General features: G+C 63.5%; 17 protein-coding genes. 10 read left to right on the forward strand and 7 right to left on the reverse strand.

Annotation, left to right across the window (positions count from 1 at the left end; genetic code table 11):
- Window positions 1–3: 3 nt before the first annotated feature.
- Together U3648_RS04855 and U3648_RS04860 are read right to left on the reverse strand one after the other, a co-directional pair.
- Window positions 4–510, reverse strand: a complete 507-nt coding sequence (locus U3648_RS04855; protein ID WP_420858119.1) for a PaaI family thioesterase — start codon at window positions 508–510, stop codon at window positions 4–6.
- The gene (locus U3648_RS04860; RefSeq protein WP_420858120.1) at window positions 507–965 is read right to left on the reverse strand and encodes a PaaI family thioesterase; all 459 of its coding nucleotides are present in this window, start codon (window positions 963–965) and stop codon (window positions 507–509) included. The genes U3648_RS04855 and U3648_RS04860 overlap by 4 nt, the downstream gene beginning before the upstream one ends.
- 101 nt (window positions 966–1,066) lie before the next feature.
- Between U3648_RS04860 and U3648_RS04865 the strand changes: the two genes are divergently transcribed.
- On the forward strand, window positions 1,067–2,218 hold the full coding sequence (locus U3648_RS04865; protein WP_420858121.1) for a putative manganese transporter: 1,152 nt from the start codon (window positions 1,067–1,069) through the stop codon (window positions 2,216–2,218).
- Between the two features lie 63 nt (window positions 2,219–2,281).
- Window positions 2,282–2,650, forward strand: a complete 369-nt coding sequence (locus U3648_RS04870; RefSeq protein WP_420858122.1) for a MerR family transcriptional regulator — start codon at window positions 2,282–2,284, stop codon at window positions 2,648–2,650.
- Here the strand turns inward: U3648_RS04870 and U3648_RS04875 are convergent.
- A complete protein-coding gene (locus U3648_RS04875) occupies window positions 2,643–3,833 on the reverse strand; it encodes a glycosyltransferase family 61 protein (RefSeq protein ID WP_420858123.1) in 1,191 nt (396 codons plus the stop codon). The two genes, U3648_RS04870 and U3648_RS04875, sit on opposite strands and share 8 nt — an antisense overlap.
- Window positions 3,834–4,101: 268 nt before the next feature.
- On the opposite strand from U3648_RS04875, the gene U3648_RS04880 reads away from it, so the two are divergent.
- Genes U3648_RS04880 through U3648_RS04905 form a run of 6 tightly spaced genes read left to right on the forward strand, consistent with a single transcriptional unit; the run spans window position 4,102 to window position 10,631 of the window.
- A complete protein-coding gene (locus U3648_RS04880; protein WP_207209200.1) occupies window positions 4,102–4,500 on the forward strand; it encodes a MerR family transcriptional regulator in 399 nt (132 codons plus the stop codon).
- 25 nt (window positions 4,501–4,525) lie between these two features.
- Window positions 4,526–6,301, forward strand: coding sequence for an acyl-CoA dehydrogenase C-terminal domain-containing protein (locus tag U3648_RS04885; protein WP_420858124.1), 1,776 nt, complete (start codon window positions 4,526–4,528; stop codon window positions 6,299–6,301).
- 54 nt (window positions 6,302–6,355) lie between these two features.
- A complete protein-coding gene (locus tag U3648_RS04890; RefSeq protein WP_420858125.1) occupies window positions 6,356–6,568 on the forward strand; it encodes a hypothetical protein in 213 nt (70 codons plus the stop codon).
- A complete protein-coding gene (locus U3648_RS04895) occupies window positions 6,565–7,191 on the forward strand; it encodes a glutathione S-transferase family protein (protein WP_420858126.1) in 627 nt (208 codons plus the stop codon). The genes U3648_RS04890 and U3648_RS04895 overlap by 4 nt, the downstream gene beginning before the upstream one ends.
- 11 nt (window positions 7,192–7,202) lie before the next feature.
- Window positions 7,203–8,414, forward strand: coding sequence for an acetyl-CoA C-acetyltransferase (locus tag U3648_RS04900; RefSeq protein ID WP_420858127.1), 1,212 nt, complete (start codon window positions 7,203–7,205; stop codon window positions 8,412–8,414).
- 12 nt (window positions 8,415–8,426) lie between these two features.
- The gene (locus U3648_RS04905) at window positions 8,427–10,631 is read left to right on the forward strand and encodes a 3-hydroxyacyl-CoA dehydrogenase NAD-binding domain-containing protein (RefSeq protein ID WP_420858128.1); all 2,205 of its coding nucleotides are present in this window, start codon (window positions 8,427–8,429) and stop codon (window positions 10,629–10,631) included.
- Window positions 10,632–10,699: 68 nt separating this feature from the next.
- Here the strand turns inward: U3648_RS04905 and U3648_RS04910 are convergent, their stop codons facing one another.
- The gene (locus U3648_RS04910) at window positions 10,700–11,686 is read right to left on the reverse strand and encodes a 2-hydroxyacid dehydrogenase (RefSeq protein WP_420858129.1); all 987 of its coding nucleotides are present in this window, start codon (window positions 11,684–11,686) and stop codon (window positions 10,700–10,702) included.
- A gap of 115 nt (window positions 11,687–11,801) precedes the next feature.
- Between U3648_RS04910 and U3648_RS04915 the strand changes: the two genes are divergently transcribed.
- Together U3648_RS04915 and U3648_RS04920 are read left to right on the forward strand one after the other, a co-directional pair.
- On the forward strand, window positions 11,802–12,368 hold the full coding sequence (locus U3648_RS04915) for an SH3 domain-containing protein (RefSeq protein WP_420858130.1): 567 nt from the start codon (window positions 11,802–11,804) through the stop codon (window positions 12,366–12,368).
- A gap of 12 nt (window positions 12,369–12,380) precedes the next feature.
- Entirely contained in the window at window positions 12,381–13,295 is a 915-nt protein-coding gene (locus U3648_RS04920) for a cation diffusion facilitator family transporter (RefSeq protein WP_420858131.1), read from the forward strand.
- A gap of 9 nt (window positions 13,296–13,304) precedes the next feature.
- Here the strand turns inward: U3648_RS04920 and U3648_RS04925 are convergent, their stop codons facing one another.
- Genes U3648_RS04925 through U3648_RS04935 form a run of 3 tightly spaced genes read right to left on the reverse strand, consistent with a single transcriptional unit; the run spans window position 13,305 to window position 17,005 of the window.
- Window positions 13,305–15,329 (reverse strand): M3 family metallopeptidase, encoded by a 2,025-nt coding sequence (locus U3648_RS04925; protein ID WP_420858132.1) that lies wholly within the window; start codon window positions 15,327–15,329, stop codon window positions 13,305–13,307.
- A 53-nt stretch (window positions 15,330–15,382) separates the two neighbouring features.
- Window positions 15,383–16,177: an amino acid ABC transporter permease gene (locus U3648_RS04930; RefSeq protein WP_420858133.1), complete on the reverse strand. Its 795-nt coding sequence runs from the start codon at window positions 16,175–16,177 to the stop codon at window positions 15,383–15,385.
- Between the two features lie 39 nt (window positions 16,178–16,216).
- Window positions 16,217–17,005: a transporter substrate-binding domain-containing protein gene (locus tag U3648_RS04935; protein WP_420858134.1), complete on the reverse strand. Its 789-nt coding sequence runs from the start codon at window positions 17,003–17,005 to the stop codon at window positions 16,217–16,219.
- Window positions 17,006–17,065 lie beyond the last annotated feature (60 nt).

Raw genomic sequence — 17,065 nt, forward strand, 5'->3', positions numbered from 1 at the left:
CCCCTATCCGCGCGGCGGCATAAGGAAATGCCCGGTGGCCTGCGCGAAAAGCCGGCTCCGATTGTCCTGCCAACCTTCGACATGGACGCTGGCATAACGGCGGCCAGAGCGGTTGATCCGCGCCCGCGCATAGGCATCGCGCGGCAGGCCCGACCGCAGGTAGTCGACGGTAAAGTCGATGGTCTTGGGCAGGCGCGGCAGGCCTTCTTCCAATTGGAAATCCGCCCCATGCGATGAGGGGCTTTCCATATCCTCCCACATGATCGACCAGGCCAGTTCGATGATCGCCGTGATCTCAAGAAAGGCCGCCGTAACCCCGCCATGCAAAGCGGGCAGCATCGGGTTTCCGATCAGGTCGTCTTTGAAGGGCAGGATCGCGGTCAGTTCGTCCCCGCGCCGGTCGAACTGCACCCCAAGGAACCCGATATAGGGCACCCCCTGCACCAGCCGTTGCAGCGCTGCGTCGCGCCGCTGCTTGACCACCTGAACGGGTTCGGGACGGCGGCTCATGTGCGGGGTCCTTTCGGTCGTTCCACGGTAAAGGCCCCGGTGGCTGTGGCCACGGGCCGCGATTCGTCGTCGTCCATCGCGACCGCCCGGACAAAGGCAACAGTGCGGGTGACATGATAGCAGTCGGCGCGGGTCTTGATGGTCTGGCCCGGCGTGGCGGGGCGCATATAGTCGATCCGCAGGTCAAGCGTGGCCGTCCCGACCGCGGCCGCCGGATGCGCCATCACCGCCGCGCCACAGCAGGTATCCATCAGGGCGGACACCGCCCCGCCGTGCACGACACCGGTTTCGGGATCGCCGATCAGCCGGTCGTCATAAGGCATGGCGATTGTGGCTGTGCCTTCGCCAACTTCGGACAGGGTCATGCCCAGCGCCCGGCTGTGCGGGATCGCTTCGATGAATTGCCGGGCCAGCCGTTCGCGGCGGGCGGTCATGTCGTCGGGTTCCGTGGTCATCTGCCCCTCTTCCACTGTCCCGCGCAAACTTGCCCCTTGAACCGCCTTCTGCAAGTGCTATAACTGCACTTGCGAATTATTCTCATTTTCAGGAGCGCAAGATGACCGACATGACAACCGGAATGACCAGCACGGGCGGGCGGATTGCCGTGGGCCGTATCGGTCCGTTCCGGCCATGGCGCATGGTTGTGGCCGCGATCCTTCTGGCGCTGGCCGCTGCCCCCGGAACGCTCGGCGAGCTGACCCGTGGCCTGATGGTGGATGCCTATGTGCAGGTGTCAGCCTTTGTCGCGGCGACCCTCCTGTTGTTCTACGGGGCGGAACGGGTGTTCCGCTTTGACATCGGCGAAAGCCTGAAGGGCGCGAAAGGCTGGCAGGTTCCGCTGGCCGCCCTGCTGGGCGCAACGCCCGGATGCGGCGGCGCAGTTGTGGTCGTTGCGGCCTATTCCTCGGGCAATGTGGGCTTTGGCGCGGTCGTCGCCACGCTGACGGCAACGATGGGCGACGCGGCCTTTCTGTTGCTGGCAACCCGACCCGATGCGGCGCTGGTCGTTCTGCCCCTGTCCTTTACCGTCGGGATCATCTCTGGCTGGCTGATCGACGCATTTGCCCCCGACAATCTGACCCCGCAATCCGGCACGGCCTGCGATCTGGCGCCCCGGATCGGGCAGGTGCGGTTGCGCGACTTCGGCTATCTTCTGGTTGCCATTCCGGGTCTTGGGCTGGGCATTTCGCAGCTGGCACAGGTCGATCTTGAAGCCGCCTTTGGTGCCGTGCCCCTGTGGATCGGCCTTGCCGGGACCGCAATTGGCCTTGCGCTTTGGTCCACGTCGCCGGTCAACGCGATGACCCACAGCGCCGACAACCCGCTGACCCGCATGGCGGAAGAAACATCCTTTATCTCCGTCTGGGTCATCGGCGCCTATCTGGCCTATGACTATGTCGCCACCTTTGCCGGGCTGGATCTTGCGGCCCTGTTCCAGTCGATCGGGCCGGTCCTGCCCTTGATGGGGATCGTCATCGGCCTGATCCCCGGATGCGGACCGCAGGTTCTTGTCGCGACCCTCTATATCAACGGGGTGATCCCCTTCGCGGCCCTGATCGGCAACGCGATCTCAAACGACGGCGACGCGTTGTTCCCGGCCATTGCGCTGAACCCCAAGGCGGCGGTTTGGGCGACGCTTTATTCAACCATTCCCGCCCTCATCGTTGCCTACGGGTTCTATGTATTTGCCCCCGGTTTCATGAACTGAACGCGTATTCCGGTTGCCCCCTGCCCCGCCCGGCGCTAGATTTTCCGCAGCCGGAGGAGCGCGATGTCTGATACCCGTTTGTCATTCAAGGAAATGTGCGCCCGGTTCGATGTGACCCCGCGGACGCTTCGGTATTACGAATACATTGAACTTCTTGCGCCCGACCGCGAAGGCCGGTCCCGGTTCTATGGCCCGCGCGAAGTGGCCCGGATGACATTGATCCTGCGTGGCCGCCGCTGGGGGTTCAGCCTTGAAGACATCCGCCAGTGGCTTTTGATCTATGAACACGAAGGCACGCAGGTCCAGATGCAGACCTTCGTCGACATGGCAGACCGGCAGTTGGCCGATCTGGCCGAGCAAAAGAAGAACCTCGAAGAGATGATGGACGAGTTGAAGGCGCTGCGGGACGAAACCGCGAAGGGGATCAGCTAGTCTCCAGTTCCGAGATGCGGGACAAGACCGCACGAGGGGACATCTTCCAGCCACCCGACTGCCCGCCGATCAGCGGCTTTGCCCCGATCATCAGGTCATAGCGCAGGTCCATTGCGCCCGCGATGCCCGCATAGGCCAACGTTCCGATCCGTGGCGAAAACAGCTCTAGCAATCGGGTTCCCGGTCGCATGACGATCATGCTTCCCAGCGCACCGCCGTGCGGCGCCACAACCGTATCCGCATGGTAAAGCGCGCCAAGCTGCGCCGGCCCATCGAGGTCCTCAAGACGCAGGATGGTGAACCCCTTGGCCGCAAGTGCCCGTTCCAGCGCGGGTTCGTTCACCATGGGACGGCGTGGGTTTCCCCGGCGGCTCAGGTAGATGCACGGCCCCTGCCCGTTCTGGCCCTTTGCCAGGTCCTGCATCGGCCTGGAAATGGCGGCCATGGTATCCGGGTCAAGATACCAGAACGGATGCCCCCGATACTGAACAGTCGACAGTATCTCGAACCGCTTCACATGCAGGATCACACCATCCGCCAGCGCCTGTACCTTGGGGATCACGCAATCGCGGGCCACCTGACAGACCGGGGCCTGCGTCATCGGAAGGGAAATCGCGTCAGTTGCCACACCAAGACGGTCGCGGAAGATGACCGCGCGGGCCAGTTGATCGGTGATGAAATGGCCGGGGTTCCCGGTTGATGAAACATCGCCCGCGAAACACAACCGGTCGACCGGCTGCACCTGCCCCTCTGCGATCTGCCGCAGACATTCCGGCGTGGGCAGGGCGGTTGACATCGGGTCGATCAGACCGCACTTGCCGTCCGGCCGAAGGATCACCCAGCGATTGCGGGAATAGACGAAAAAGACGTCCTCCAGCACCCAGTGCTGCAGGTCCTTGCGGATCTCCGACCGAAAGAAATGCAGGCTGTTCAACGGCGACTGGCTGACCTTCGGCCATAGCGCGGACAGGTCGGGCATGTAGAAGGGCGCAGGAATGACGGTTGCAGGCACATCGGTAAAGGGCCGGGTCACCCACCCCCGAAGGTGTGACAGGTCCTCGGTCTGGCGGGCGATGTCCAGCAGGTCGGACACCCCGAACGGCCCCCGGCGCGACACCCCAAGAAAGACCTTCGCCCAGTCCGCCGGTATCAAGATATCACCGGACCGTGTTAGCTTGCGCACGGCTTTGGCGCCGATGTTTTGCCTTAGGTTGGCCATGCTGCCCTTGCCGGTTCCCTTGATGTGCGGGGTTGATTTCGGCGGACAATAGGCCGCCCGAACAGGGGCGTAAACCGCGACCTGTGTGATGTAGCAGCCGCCCTTACCCCGGGTCAGCAGATTTCTGACGTCACGTTACGTTTACGTTAACGTCATCTGATCTTGTATGGTCGTGGGTGACTCATCACCTTCTGATCAATCAAACCCTCAGACCGTTAACCGGACACTTGATATGTCGACTGATGAAATGATGACCATCCGCGAGATGTGCGAGGCCTTCGAGGTCACGCCGCGCACCCTGCGGTTCTACGAGGCGAAGGAACTGATCTTTCCGCTGCGGGAAGGCCAGAAGCGCCTGTATTCCAAACGCGACCGCGCGCGGCTGAAACTGATCCTGCGCGGCAAGCGGTTCGGCTTCAGCCTCGAAGAGATCCGGCAACTGCTGGACCTTTATCACATGGGCGACAGCCAGCAGACCCAGCTGGAACGCACTTATGACCTTGCCCGCCAGCACCTTGCCGACATGGAGGCCCAGAAGGCCGAACTGGAACAGGCGATTGGCGAATTGAAGGAACAGATGGCCTGGGGCGAACGCGAAATCGCCCGCCGCCGGACATCCGGCGCCGCCTGAACGACGACCAACGGAGAGACAACCGATGCCCAGCTACACCGCACCGACGAAAGACTACCAGTTCCTGCTACACGATCTTCTCAAGGTCAGCGAACAGGATATTCCGGGGTTCGAAGACCTTGACCGGGACTTTACCGGCGCCGTTCTGGAAGAGGCGGGCAAGGTCGCGTCCGAGGTGCTTGCCCCGCTGAACGTGGTTGGCGACACCGAAGGTTGCACCCTTGAAAACGGCGTGGTCCGCACGCCGTCCGGGTTCAAGGATGCGTTTCAGGCGATGAAGGATGGCGGCTGGACCGCAATCGACTGCGACCCCGAATATGGCGGTCAGGGCCTTCCCTACGTCATGCACACCGCCGCGCAGGAGCCCTTCGTGTCGGCCAACATGGCCTTCAACATGTATCAGGGCCTGACCCATGGCGCCTATTCCGCGATCTTCCATCACGGAACGGATGCGCAGAAACAGACCTACCTGCCGAAAATGGTGACCTGCGAATGGACCGGCACCATGAACCTGACCGAACCGCATTGCGGCACCGATTTGGGCCTGATGCGCACCAAGGCAGAACCGCAAGATGACGGCACCTACCGAGTGACCGGGCAGAAGATTTTCATCTCGGCCGGCGAACACGACATGGCTGACAACATCATCCACCTTGTCCTTGCCAAGATCCCCGGCGGCCCCGAAGGGATCAAGGGCGTGTCCCTGTTCATCGTGCCGAAATTCCTTGTGAACGAGGACGGCAGCCTTGGCGACCGTAACGGCGTGTCCGTCGGCAAGATCGAGGAAAAGATGGGCATCCACGGCAACGCGACCTGCGTCATGAATTATGACGGCGCTGTGGGCTATCTTCTGGGCGAAGAACACAAGGGTATGCGCGCCATGTTCACGATGATGAACGAAGCGCGCCTTGGCGTGGCCCTTCAGGGCTATGCGCAGGCCGAAGCCGCCTATCAGAATGCGCTGGCCTATGCGAAGGACCGGCTTCAGGGCCGCGACGTGACCGGCGTGAAAAACCCCGATGGCCCCGCCGATCCGCTGATCGTGCACCCGGACATCCGCCGTAGCCTGATGGATCAGAAAAGCTTTGTCGAAGGGGCCCGCGCGCTGACCTTCTGGGGCGCAATGTTGATCGACCGGGCGCATAAGAACAAGGATGCCGAGGCCGATGGCCTGATTTCCCTGCTGACCCCGGTGCTGAAAGGGTTCCAGACCGACAAGGGGTTCGAAATGGCCGTGCAGGCGCAGCAAGTCTATGGCGGCCATGGCTATATCGAAGAATGGGGCATGTCCCAGTTCGCCCGCGATGCCCGGATTGCCATGATCTACGAAGGCGCGAACGGCATTCAGGCGCTGGATCTGGTCGGCCGCAAGCTGGCCCAGGACGGCGGCAAGCACGTCATGGCCTTCTTCGAAATGGTCAAGAACGAATGCAAGGCCCATGCGGATGATCCGCGCATGGCAGGCTTTGTCGAGCCGCTGAAGGCCGCATCGAAGCAATTGCAGCAGGCCGGCATGTTCTTCATGCAGAACGGCGTGAAAAACCCGAACGAAGCGCTGTCCGGGTCCTATGATTTCATGCACATGATGGGCCATGTCTGCCTTGGGCTGATGTGGACCCGTATGGCCAAGGCCGCCCATGACGCGCTGGATGCGGGCGCAGAGGACGTGACGTTCTACGAGACCAAGATCGCCACCGGGCGCTACTACATGGCCCGCCAACTGCCCGCTTGCGCCATGCATCTGGCCAAGATCGAAAGCGGCGCGGAAACGGTCATGGCCCTGAGCGCCGACCAGTTCTAGGCTGGCCCGGACGGGGGCGCATCCGCGCCCCTGCCCACCCCGGAGGAGAACAAGATGCCCAAACGCTTTCGCCTGACCCGCCGCTTTCCGGTCGCCATGACCGAGGACGGTTATCGCCGGTTAAAGCGGTTCGCCGCCGAGGCCGGACTGGACGAGGGCGAGGCGCTGTCCTTCCTGTTCGAGAACTTCGACAGTGTCATCGACGCGGAAAAATTCGGAGCGCGGCTGCGGATTTTCAATTCTGAACTGGAGGCCCGAAAGCGATGAAACTCTACTGTTTTGGCGAAAGCGGCAATGCCTACAAGGCGGCGCTAACCCTTGAACTGGCGGGCGAAGACTGGACCCCCGAGTTCGTCGACTTCTTCCGCGGCGCAACGCGCAGCCCCGAATTTCGGGCGATCAATGTCATGGGCGAGGTTCCGGTTCTGGTTGATGGCGACGCGGTCCTGACCCAATCGGGGGTCATTCAGGACTACATCAGCTCCAAGACCGGCAAGCTGGGCGGCAAATCCGCCGCCGAACGGCGCGAGGTTCTGCGCTGGATGTTCTTTGACAATCACAAGGTGTCGGGCGTCGCGGGCACGCTGCGGTTCAACATGAACTTCCTGCCCGAAGACAAGCGCAACACCGATGTGAACGGGTTCCTGTCGATGCGGCTGCATTCGGCCCTGAAAGTGCTGAACGCCCATCTGGAGGGGCGCGACTGGGTCGCCTCCGATGACGTGACCATCGCCGATCTCGCGCTGTGCGGATACCTGTTCTACCCCGAACCTTTCACATTCGACCGGGTGCAATACCCGGCAATCGACGCATGGCTGGGCCGGATCGAAACCCTGCCCGGCTGGAAACACCCCTACGACCTGATGACCCGCGCCTTTCCCGGCGCGTGATGGAGGATACGATGTCTGAAGCCTATATCTATGACGCCGTGCGCACCCCGCGCGGCAAAGGCCGCGCCGATGGCAGCCTGCACGAGGTGACCTCTCTGCGGTTGTCGGCCGGTGTGCTGAACGCCCTGAAAGACCGCAACGGACTGGACGGCCACGCGGTCGAGGACGTGATCTGGGGCAACGTGACCCAGGTCGGCGAACAGGGCGGGTGTCTGGCGCGCTCCGCCGTTCTGGCTTCGGACCTTGATCAGTCGATCCCCGGCCTTGCGATCAACCGCTTCTGCGCCTCTGGCATGGAGGCCGTCAACCTTGCCGCCAACCAGGTCAAGGGTGGCGCGGGCGAGGCCTATATCGCAGGCGGCGTGGAAATGATGGGCCGGGTGGCCATGGGCTCCGACGGCGCGGCGATTGCCGTTGACCCGTCGATCGCGATGGAGACCTATTTCGTGCCGCAGGGCATTTCCGCCGACATCATCGCCACCGAATACGGGTTTTCACGCGATGACGCCGATGCGCTGGCCGTCGAAAGCCAGAAACGCGCCGCCGCCGCATGGGCCGACCGCCGGTTTGACAAATCCATCGTTCCGGTGCGTGACATCAATGGGCTGACCATACTGGACCACGACGAATACATGCGCCCCGGCACCGACATGCAAAGCCTTGGCGCACTGAAAGCCAGCTTCAAGGACATGGGCGAGGTGATGCCCGGTTTCGACAAGGTCGCGCTGATGAAATACCCGCACCTTGAGCGGATCAACCACATCCACCACGCCGGCAACTCCAGCGGGATCGTTGACGGCTCTGCCGGGGTTCTGATCGGCAACAAGGAGTTTGGCGAGAAATGGGGCCTGAAACCCCGCGCCCGCATCCGCGCCACCGCCAAGATCGGCACCGACCCGACCATCATGCTGACCGGCCCGGTTCCGGTGACGGAGAAGATCCTTGCCGACAGCGGTATGTCGATTTCCGATATCGACCTGTTCGAGGTGAACGAGGCCTTCGCCTCGGTCGTGCTGCGCTTCATGCAGGCCTTCGATGTCGACCCGTCGGTCGTGAACGTCAACGGCGGGTCCATCGCCATGGGCCACCCGCTGGGCGCCACCGGGGCGATCATCATCGGCACCCTGCTGGACGAGCTGGAACGTACCGGCAAGGGCACCGGCCTTGCCACCCTTTGCATCGCGTCCGGCATGGGCGCGGCCACTATCATCGAACGCGTGTAAGGAGTGTCCGACATGACCGATTTCACCATGGCAACCGACGCCGATGGCGTCGCCACGATCACATGGGACACCAAGGGCAAATCCATGAACGTCATGACGCTTGAGGCGTGGGACGATCTGGAGGCGCTGATTGATCAGGCACTGGCCGACGATGCGATCAAGGGCGTGATCCTGACCAGCGGCAAGCCCGGCAGCTTTGCCGGCGGGATGGACCTGAAGGTCATCGCCAAGATGAAGGAAATGGCCGGGGACGACCCGGCGCAGAGCCTGTTCGACGGGATCATGAATGCCCACCGCATCATGCGCAAAATCGAACGCGCGGGCATGGACCCGAAAACCCTGAAGGGCGGCAAGCCCATCGTCGCCGCCCTGCCGGGCACCGCGCTGGGGATCGGGCTGGAAATTCCGCTGTCATGCCACCGGATCATCGCCGCCGACAACCCCAAGGCCAAGATCGGCCTGCCCGAGATCATGGTCGGCATCTTCCCCGGCGCGGGCGGCACCACCCGCCTGTCGCGCAAGATGGGCGCGATGGCCGCATCGCCGCTGCTGCTGGAGGGCAAGCTGAATTCGCCCGAGGCCGCGAAACGCGCGGGCGTCGTGGACGAAGTCGTGCCCGCCGAAGACCTGCTGGCCCGGTCCAAGGAATGGATTCTGAACGCCACCGACGCGGACCTTGTGAAGCCGTGGGACGCCAAGGGCTACAAGATGCCCGGCGGCGCGCCCTATCACCCGGCGGGCTTCATGACCTTCGTCGGCGCATCGGCCATGGTCAACGGCAAGACCCAAGGGGTCTACCCGGCGGCCAAGGCGCTGTTGTCGGCGGTTTATGAAGGGGCGATGGTGCCCTTCGACACCGCGCTCAAGATCGAGGCACGTTGGTTCACCCATGTGCTGATGAACCCGTCCTCCTCTGCCATGATCCGCAGCCTGTTCGTGAACAAGGAAGCGCTGGAAAAAGGCGCCAACCGCCCTGCCGTGGACGACCAGAAGGTCACCAAGGTCGGTGTTCTGGGCGCAGGCATGATGGGCGCGGGCATCGCGCTTGTTTCGGCTCTGGCCGGGATCGAAGTTGTGCTGATCGACCAGGCGCAGGCCTCTGCCGACAAGGGCAAAGCCTATACCGAGGCCTATCTGGACAAGGGCATCGCCCGGAAAAAGGTGACAGCCGAGAAGAAGGACGCCGTTCTGGGCCTGATCACCGCCACCACCGATCTTGAGGCGCTGAAAGGGGCCGATCTGATCGTCGAGGCCGTGTTCGAAGACCCCGCCGTCAAGGCTGAGATCACCAAGAAGGTCGAAGCGATCGTCGGCGAAGACTGCATCTTCGCCACCAATACCTCGACCCTGCCGATCAGCGATCTGGCCAAGGCCAGCGTGCGCCCCAAACAATTCATCGGCATCCACTTCTTCAGCCCGGTTGAAAAGATGATGCTGGTCGAGATCATCAAGGGCCGCGAAACCGGCGACCGGGCGGTGGCCAAGGCGTTGGACTACGTCCGCCAGATCCGCAAGACGCCCATCGTGGTGAACGACGCGCGGTTCTTCTATGCCAACCGCTGCATCATTCCCTACATCAACGAAGGCATCCGCATGGTCGCCGAAGGGGTCGCCCCCGCGCTGATCGAAAACGCGGCCAAGATGGTCGGGATGCCGCTGGGACCGCTGCAACTGGTCGATGAAACCTCGATCGACCTTGGCGTGAAGATCGCCAAGGCGACGAAGGCCGCGATGGGTGATGCCTATCCGGACGGGGCGGTCGACGAGGTGATCTTCTGGATGGCCGACGAGGGCCGTCTGGGGCGGAAATCCAACGCGGGCTTCTACAGCTATGACGACAAGGGCAAGCGCACCGGCCTGTGGGACGGTCTGGCCGCGAAATACCCCGTGGCCGACGACCAGCCGGACCTGATCGAGGTGCAGGAACGTCTGCTGTTCGCACAGGTGCTCGAGGCCGTGCGGGCGCTGGAGGAAGGCGTGCTGGAAGACATCCGCGAAGGCGATGTCGGCGCGATCCTTGGCTGGGGCTTTGCCCCGTGGTCGGGCGGCCCGTTCAGCTGGCTGGACATCATCGGCGCCCCCTATGCCGCAGAACGCTGCGACCAACTGGCCGAGAAGTTCGGCGCCCGCTTTGCCACGCCCGCGCTGCTGCGCAACATGGCCGACGAGGGCGAGGAATTCTACGCCCGGTTCGGCGCAGGCAAGCAAGCGGCCTGAGCGTCCGACAACAAGAAAGGGCGGCCCCGCAAGGTGCCGCCCTTTTCATTTCTGCTATTCAGGTCGGGCTACATATTCCCCGGCACCACAAGGTCCGGCGGCCGGTGCCCGTCGTCGAAGGTCTTGATATTGATCAGAACTTTCTCGCCCATCTCAAGCCGCCCCTCGACCGTGGCCGAGCCCATATGCGGCAGAAGCACCACGTTGGGCAGTTCCCGCAGGCGCGGATTGATTTCGGCCCCGCGTTCAAACACGTCCAGCCCCGCGCCCGCGATCTCGCCCGCGCGCAGCATCCGGGTCAGCGCATTTTCGTCGATCACCTCCCCGCGCGAGGTATTTACGATCACCGCGTCTGGCTTCATCAGTTTCAGACGGCGGGCATTCATCAGGTGGAAGGTCGCCGGTGTATGCGGGCAGTTGATGGATATGATGTCCATTCGCGACACCATCTGATCAAGGCTTTCCCACCATGTCGCTTCCAGCGTGTCCTCGATCTCGGGGCGCAGGCGGCGGCGGTTGTGGTAATGGACCGACATGCCAAAGGCGCGGGCGCGGCGGGCCACCGCCTGACCGATCCGGCCCATGCCAAGGATGCCCAGACGCCGCCCGGAAATCCGGCCACCCAGCATCGCGGTCGGCGACCAGCCCTCCCAGTCGCCCGACTGCATCAGCGCCAGCCCTTCGGGAATGCGCCGGGTCACAGCAAGGATCAGCGCAAGGGTCATATCGGCGGTGTCGTCGGTGACAACACCGGGGGTGTTGGACACAAGGATGCCCCGCTGCCGCGCCGTATGCACGTCGATATGGTCGATCCCCGACCCGTAGTTCGCGATCAGTTTGAGCCGGTCGCCCGCCTGCCCCAACAGCCCGGCGTCGATCTTGTCGGTCACCGTAGGGACCAGAACATCGGCCGATTGCATCGCCGCAACAAGGGCGTCCCGCGACATCGGTGCGTCATCCTCGCTCAGCCGCACGTCGAACAGTTCCTTCATGCGGGTTTCGACCGTTTCCGGCAACCGTCGCGTGACAACAACACTCAGGCGCTTCCCAGCCATTTCGCCTCACTCCCGCTTTGCAAGTCCTGCCTTCGGTGGCAGATTGCCCGCCAAGAACGCCCGGCACAAGAGCAGGCCGCACATCACGGGCGCATCAGACAGGACCTAGGGTGATATGACGCAGTTTCGGGGCAAGTTCCGGCGCCTTTCCCGCGTGTTGGCGGCCAGTCTTGGGCTGTGCGCCCTGCTGACCACCGCGCAAGCCCAGGACATCGACCTGCCGGCGAATGCGGTGATCGCCCCCGACGGAACCGCGCGTGGGCCGGAAACCAACCTGCCCCTGCCCCGGTTTGTTTCCCTGAAAGCGTCCGAGGCGAATATCCGCCGGGGTCCGTCCCTGTCGCACCGGATCGACTGGATTTTCACCCGGCGCGACATGCCCTTGCAGATCGTTGCTGAATACGGCCACTGGCGCCGCGTGATCGACCGCGAGGGGATCGGCGGCTGGGTCCATTATTCGCTTCTGTCCGGGGTCCGCACGGTGATCGTCGATCAGGACCTTCTGCAAATCCTTGCCCGACCGGAAACCGGGGCCACGGTCGTGGCGCAGCTGGAGGCCGGGGTGATTGCCCGGATCGACGAATGCACCATCGACTGGTGCGAGATCAGCGCAGGTGGCTATGATGGCTGGGCCCCGAAGGCCGCGCTTTGGGGCGTCTCCGCCGACGAAATCCTCGATTGATCCGGGCCTGCCATGACCCAGTCCAACGATAACAAGCTGAACCTTTCCGCCGGGGCGTTTTCCGTCACGGTGGCACTGGTGCTTGTCATCGCCAAGATCTGGGCACTGCGCGAAACCGGGTCGCTCTCGGTGGCGGCGACGCTGGCGGACAGTGCCCTTGACCTGATGATGAGCCTTGGCGGGCTGGCGGCGATCATATACGCGGCCAAGCCCGCTGACGATGACCACGCCTTTGGCCACACCTCGGCCGAAGACCTTGCTGCCTTGGCGCAATCCCTGTTCATCCTCGGGTCAGCCGGGGTTATCGCGGCGGTGGCCGTCAGCCGCCTGCTGGCCGGGGACCTGCCCCTGCCCCGGCAAGAGGAGAAGGGCATCGCAGTTGTCGTCTTTTCAATCGTGGTCACGCTGGCGCTGGTCACCTGGCAGCGCCGGGTCGCGCGCAAGACCGGGAACAAGGTCGTCGCCGCCGACAGCCTTCATTACATTGGCGACCTTGTGCCCAATGTCGGCGCCATCGTCGCGCTCTTCGCCTCGGCCCGGTTCGGGCTGGGACAGGTGGACAGCGTTGTGGCGCTTGGGGCCGCGCTGTTTCTGGCGGTGGGCGCCCTGCGGATCGGGAAAGAGGCATGGGACGCGCTGATGGACCGCGCCGCGCCGGACCATGTGGTCGCCGGAATCGAGCAGATCGCGGGCGGGTTTCCCGGCGTTCACGGGTTTCACGACCTCAAGACCCGCCGCGCGGGCAGCCGGTTCTTTGTGAACATGCATATCGAACTGGACGGGTCCCAGACGCTGGACGAGGCCCATGCCATCGGCGCCGCGCTGCGCCGCGCAATCGTGGCCGAATACCCGCAGGCCGATGTGCTGATCCATAAGGACCCGGTCGGGGTGGAACCACACCCCGACGATCCCCGGCATCGGCAATAGATCTGGCCCTTAGGCCACGTCTAACAGCCCCCGCCCCTTCAACAGCGGCTCCACCCCCGGCATCCGCCCCCGGAACCGGGTGTAAAGCTCTGCCGCGTCCTCGGACCCGCCTACGGACAGGATGTTCGCCTCCAGACTTTGGGCTAGGCCCGCGTCAAAGGCGTTGCCAACCTCTTCGAAGGCGGCAAAGGCATCGGCATCCATCACTTCCGACCACATATAGCTGTAATAGCCGCTAGAATAGCCATCGCCGGTGAACACATGGGCGAAATGCGGGGTGGCGTGGCGCATCCGGATGGCGCGAGGCATCCCGATCGTTTCCAATACTTCGGCCTGTTTCTGCATCGGATCGGCAGGCGCGGGGCCGTTGTGGAACGCGAGATCGACAAGGGCCGAGGCGAGGTATTCGACCGTCTGGAACCCCATGTCATAGGTCGTGGCGGCCAGCAGCCGGTCCAGCAGGTCGCGGGGCATCGCCGCGCCCGTCTCGGCATGGGTCGCGAATTCTTCCAGCACCTCCGGCACCTCCAGCCAATGTTCATATAGCTGGCTGGGCAGCTCCACGAAGTCACGCGCGACCGAGGTGCCGCTGACCGACTGGTAGGTCACGTTCGACAGCATCTGGTGCAGTGCATGGCCGAATTCGTGGAACAGGGTGCGGGCATCGTCATAGGACAGAAGCGCCGGGTCGCCTGCCGGGGGTTTGGCAAAGTTGCAGACGTTCACGACGATCGGCCGGATGTCGCCCGCCAGCCGCTGTTGCGACCGCATCGCGCTGCACCACGCGCCCGACCGTTTCGATCCGCGCGCAAAGTAGTCCCCGATGAACAGGGCCACATGGGTGCCGTTGCGGCTGACCTCCCAGGCGCGGGCGTCGGGGTGGTAATGGGGCACCTCGACCGGCGAAAACTTCAACCCGAATAAGCGGGTCGCGCAGGCAAAAGCCGCGTCGATCATCCTATCCAGTTGCAGGTAGGGTTTGATCTCGGCCTCGTTCAGGTCGTGTTCGGCCACCCGGCGCTTTTCGGAATAGTAGTGCCAGTCCCAAGGTTCCAGCGGGCCTGCGATACCGTCGGCATGCAGCATCGCCTCGAGCACCTTGGCGTCCGCCTCTGCCGCCGCTTTGGCCGGGGTCCAGACCCGCATCAGCAGGTCTTCAACCGCCTCGGGCGTGCCCGCCATTTCCGGTTCCAGCTTGTAGGCAGCGAAACTGTCGTATCCCAAAAGCTTGGCGCGCTCTTCACGCAGGGACAGGATTTCGGCGGCAATGGCGCGGTTGTCGGTGGCGCCGCCCATAGCGCCCCGCGCGGTCCACGCCTCATAGGCGCGGCGGCGCAAATCGCGGTTGGGGGAAAACTGCAGAAACGGCACGATCAGCGAGCGAGAAGTGGTCACGACCGGCCCTTTGCCCTGCTCCTCGCCCGCCGCGCGGGCGGCCTGCTGAACAAAGCCGGGCAGCGGCGCAAGGTCGTCCTCTGACAGCTCCATGAACCAGCCGCGTTCATCCGCCAAAAGGTTCTGGCCGAATTGCGTGCCCAGCTCCGCCAGCCGCCCCTTGATGGCGGTCAGCCGCTCTGCCTCTGCCCCCTCTAGCAGCGCCCCGGACCGGACAAAGCCGCGCCGGGTCAGCATCAGAACCCGGGCCTGTTCCGGGGTCAGGTCCAGCGTATCCCGGTCCTGCCACAGGGTTTCGATCCGGGCGAAGAGGTCGCGGTTCGACGCGATCTCGGACGAATAGGCGGACAGCTTCGGGGCAAAGTCGCGCATCAGCGCCTCGCGCGTGTCGTTCGAATCCGCGCCCGCCTGTGCGTAGAAGGCCCCCAGCACCCGGTCCAGCATCCCATCGGCAAGGTCCAGCGCCTCCACCGTGTTGGCGAATGTGGGCGCGTCCGGATTGGCGGTGATGGCGGCGATCTTTTCGCGTGCTTCGGCCAGCGCGACATCCAGCGCCGGGGCGTAGTCGGCATCGGTGATCCGGTCGAAGGGGGGGTAGCCGAAGGGGGTGTCCCAGTCGGCGACAAGTGGGTTGGTCATGCGCGGGTCTCCTTTCCCTGAAACCTAGGGAGCCGCGCATCAAAGAACCAGCCCTAGCCCGCCTTCTGGCGCAGATGTTTTTCCAGCCGCCGCAGCGCCAGCGACAGGCAGATCGTCATCATCAGGTAGATCAGCGCCACCACGTTGTAGGTTTCGAAATAGCGGAAGTTCCCCGCCGCCGTGACCTTGCCCAATTGCGTCACATCCGTGACCCCAAGGACCGACACGAGCGAGCTGTCCTTGACCATCGCCACAAAATCATTGCCAAGTGGCGGCAGGATGCGGCGAAAGGCCTGCGGGAAGACGATCAGCCGGAACCGGTGCCACGGGCCAAGGCCCAGCGCCTCTGCCGCTTCGATCTGGCCCTTTTCGATGGATTGCAGGCCAGCGCGGAAGACTTCGGCGATAAAGGCGGAATAGCCGATGGTCAGGGCGATGATCGCCCGCCACATCAGGCTGAAATCACGTGGCCGGATCGGGTCCAGCCCGATCACGTCACGAATCCCGTTCCAGCCCGCGACCAGCATCGGCGCAAGGACAAAGGCGACATAAAGAAGAAGGACGATGATCGGCACGCCACGCACGATTTCGATATAGAACCGGGCGACCTGCCGCAGCACGAGGAACCGCGACAGCGACATGACCGCCAGCAGCAAGCCCAGTGCAGAGGCCAGCGTGAAGCCGACCAGCGTCACGAAGATCGTGACCCGGGCCCCCTTGCCCAGGGTTTGCAGAACCTGCGTGTAGATGTCATCGGTCAGAACCTGCCACAGCATCCAGCCGCCGATGGCCACGGCCACCAGCAACCACCATGGAAAATCCTTGTCCTGCGGGGATTGGGGGATCATGCGGAAAAGGGGGCGGACCGTGGCCCGCCCCGTCTGGCCCTATTGACCCATCTTGTATTCAAGGAACCATTTGACGTTCAGCGCCTCAAGCGTACCGTCCTCGGCCATAGAGGCAATGGCGGCGTTCATCGGTTCGACAAGGTCAGAGCCCTTCGGGAAGATGAACCCGAAATCCTCGGTCCCAAGCGGCCCGCCGATGATTTTCAGCCCGCCGTCCGAGGCATCCACATAGCCGTTCCCGGCGGTGCCATCGGTCAGGACAAGATCCACATCGCCCGCGCGCAGCGCCTGCACGGTCGCGCCGAAGGTTTCCATCAGCTTGATGCGCGGGTTCGCCTCGTCCCCGTCCAGTACGTCATAGACGCCGACGTAGAAGGGCGTGGTGCCAGGCTGCGCGGCCATCAGCAGATCGGGGTCGGCGGCAAAGGACGCGGCATCGTTGAACCGGTCCTCGTCGCCGCGCACCATCATGACCATCTGGCTGGTCATGTAGCTGTCCGAGAAATCCACCACCTCGGCCCGGTCTTCGCGGATGGTGATCCCGGTCATACCCATGTCGTACTGGCCTTCCGAGACGGCGGGGATCATCGCGTCCCAGCTGATGTTTTCATAGGTGACAGTGATGTTCAGACGCTCGGCGATTTCCGCCATCGCGTCGTATTCCCAGCCGATGGCGTTCCCGTCGGCATCCAGGAACTGAAGCGGCGGATAGGCGTTTTCGGTGACGACGACCACCTCACGCCCGCCAAGGTCGGGCAAGTGGCCAGCGGCAGAGCCGACAGTGGCAAGGCAGGCAAGGCCCGCAGCAAGGGCAGCAATGGATTTCATGGAACAGACTCCCTGTTGGTTTTACGGGGAGTATGGCGCAGGCAACGCGAAAAGAAAGCC

The sequence above is a fragment of the Marivivens marinus genome (genome assembly GCF_035969385.1).
In the GTDB taxonomy this organism is placed as follows: domain Bacteria; phylum Pseudomonadota; class Alphaproteobacteria; order Rhodobacterales; family Rhodobacteraceae; genus SELP01.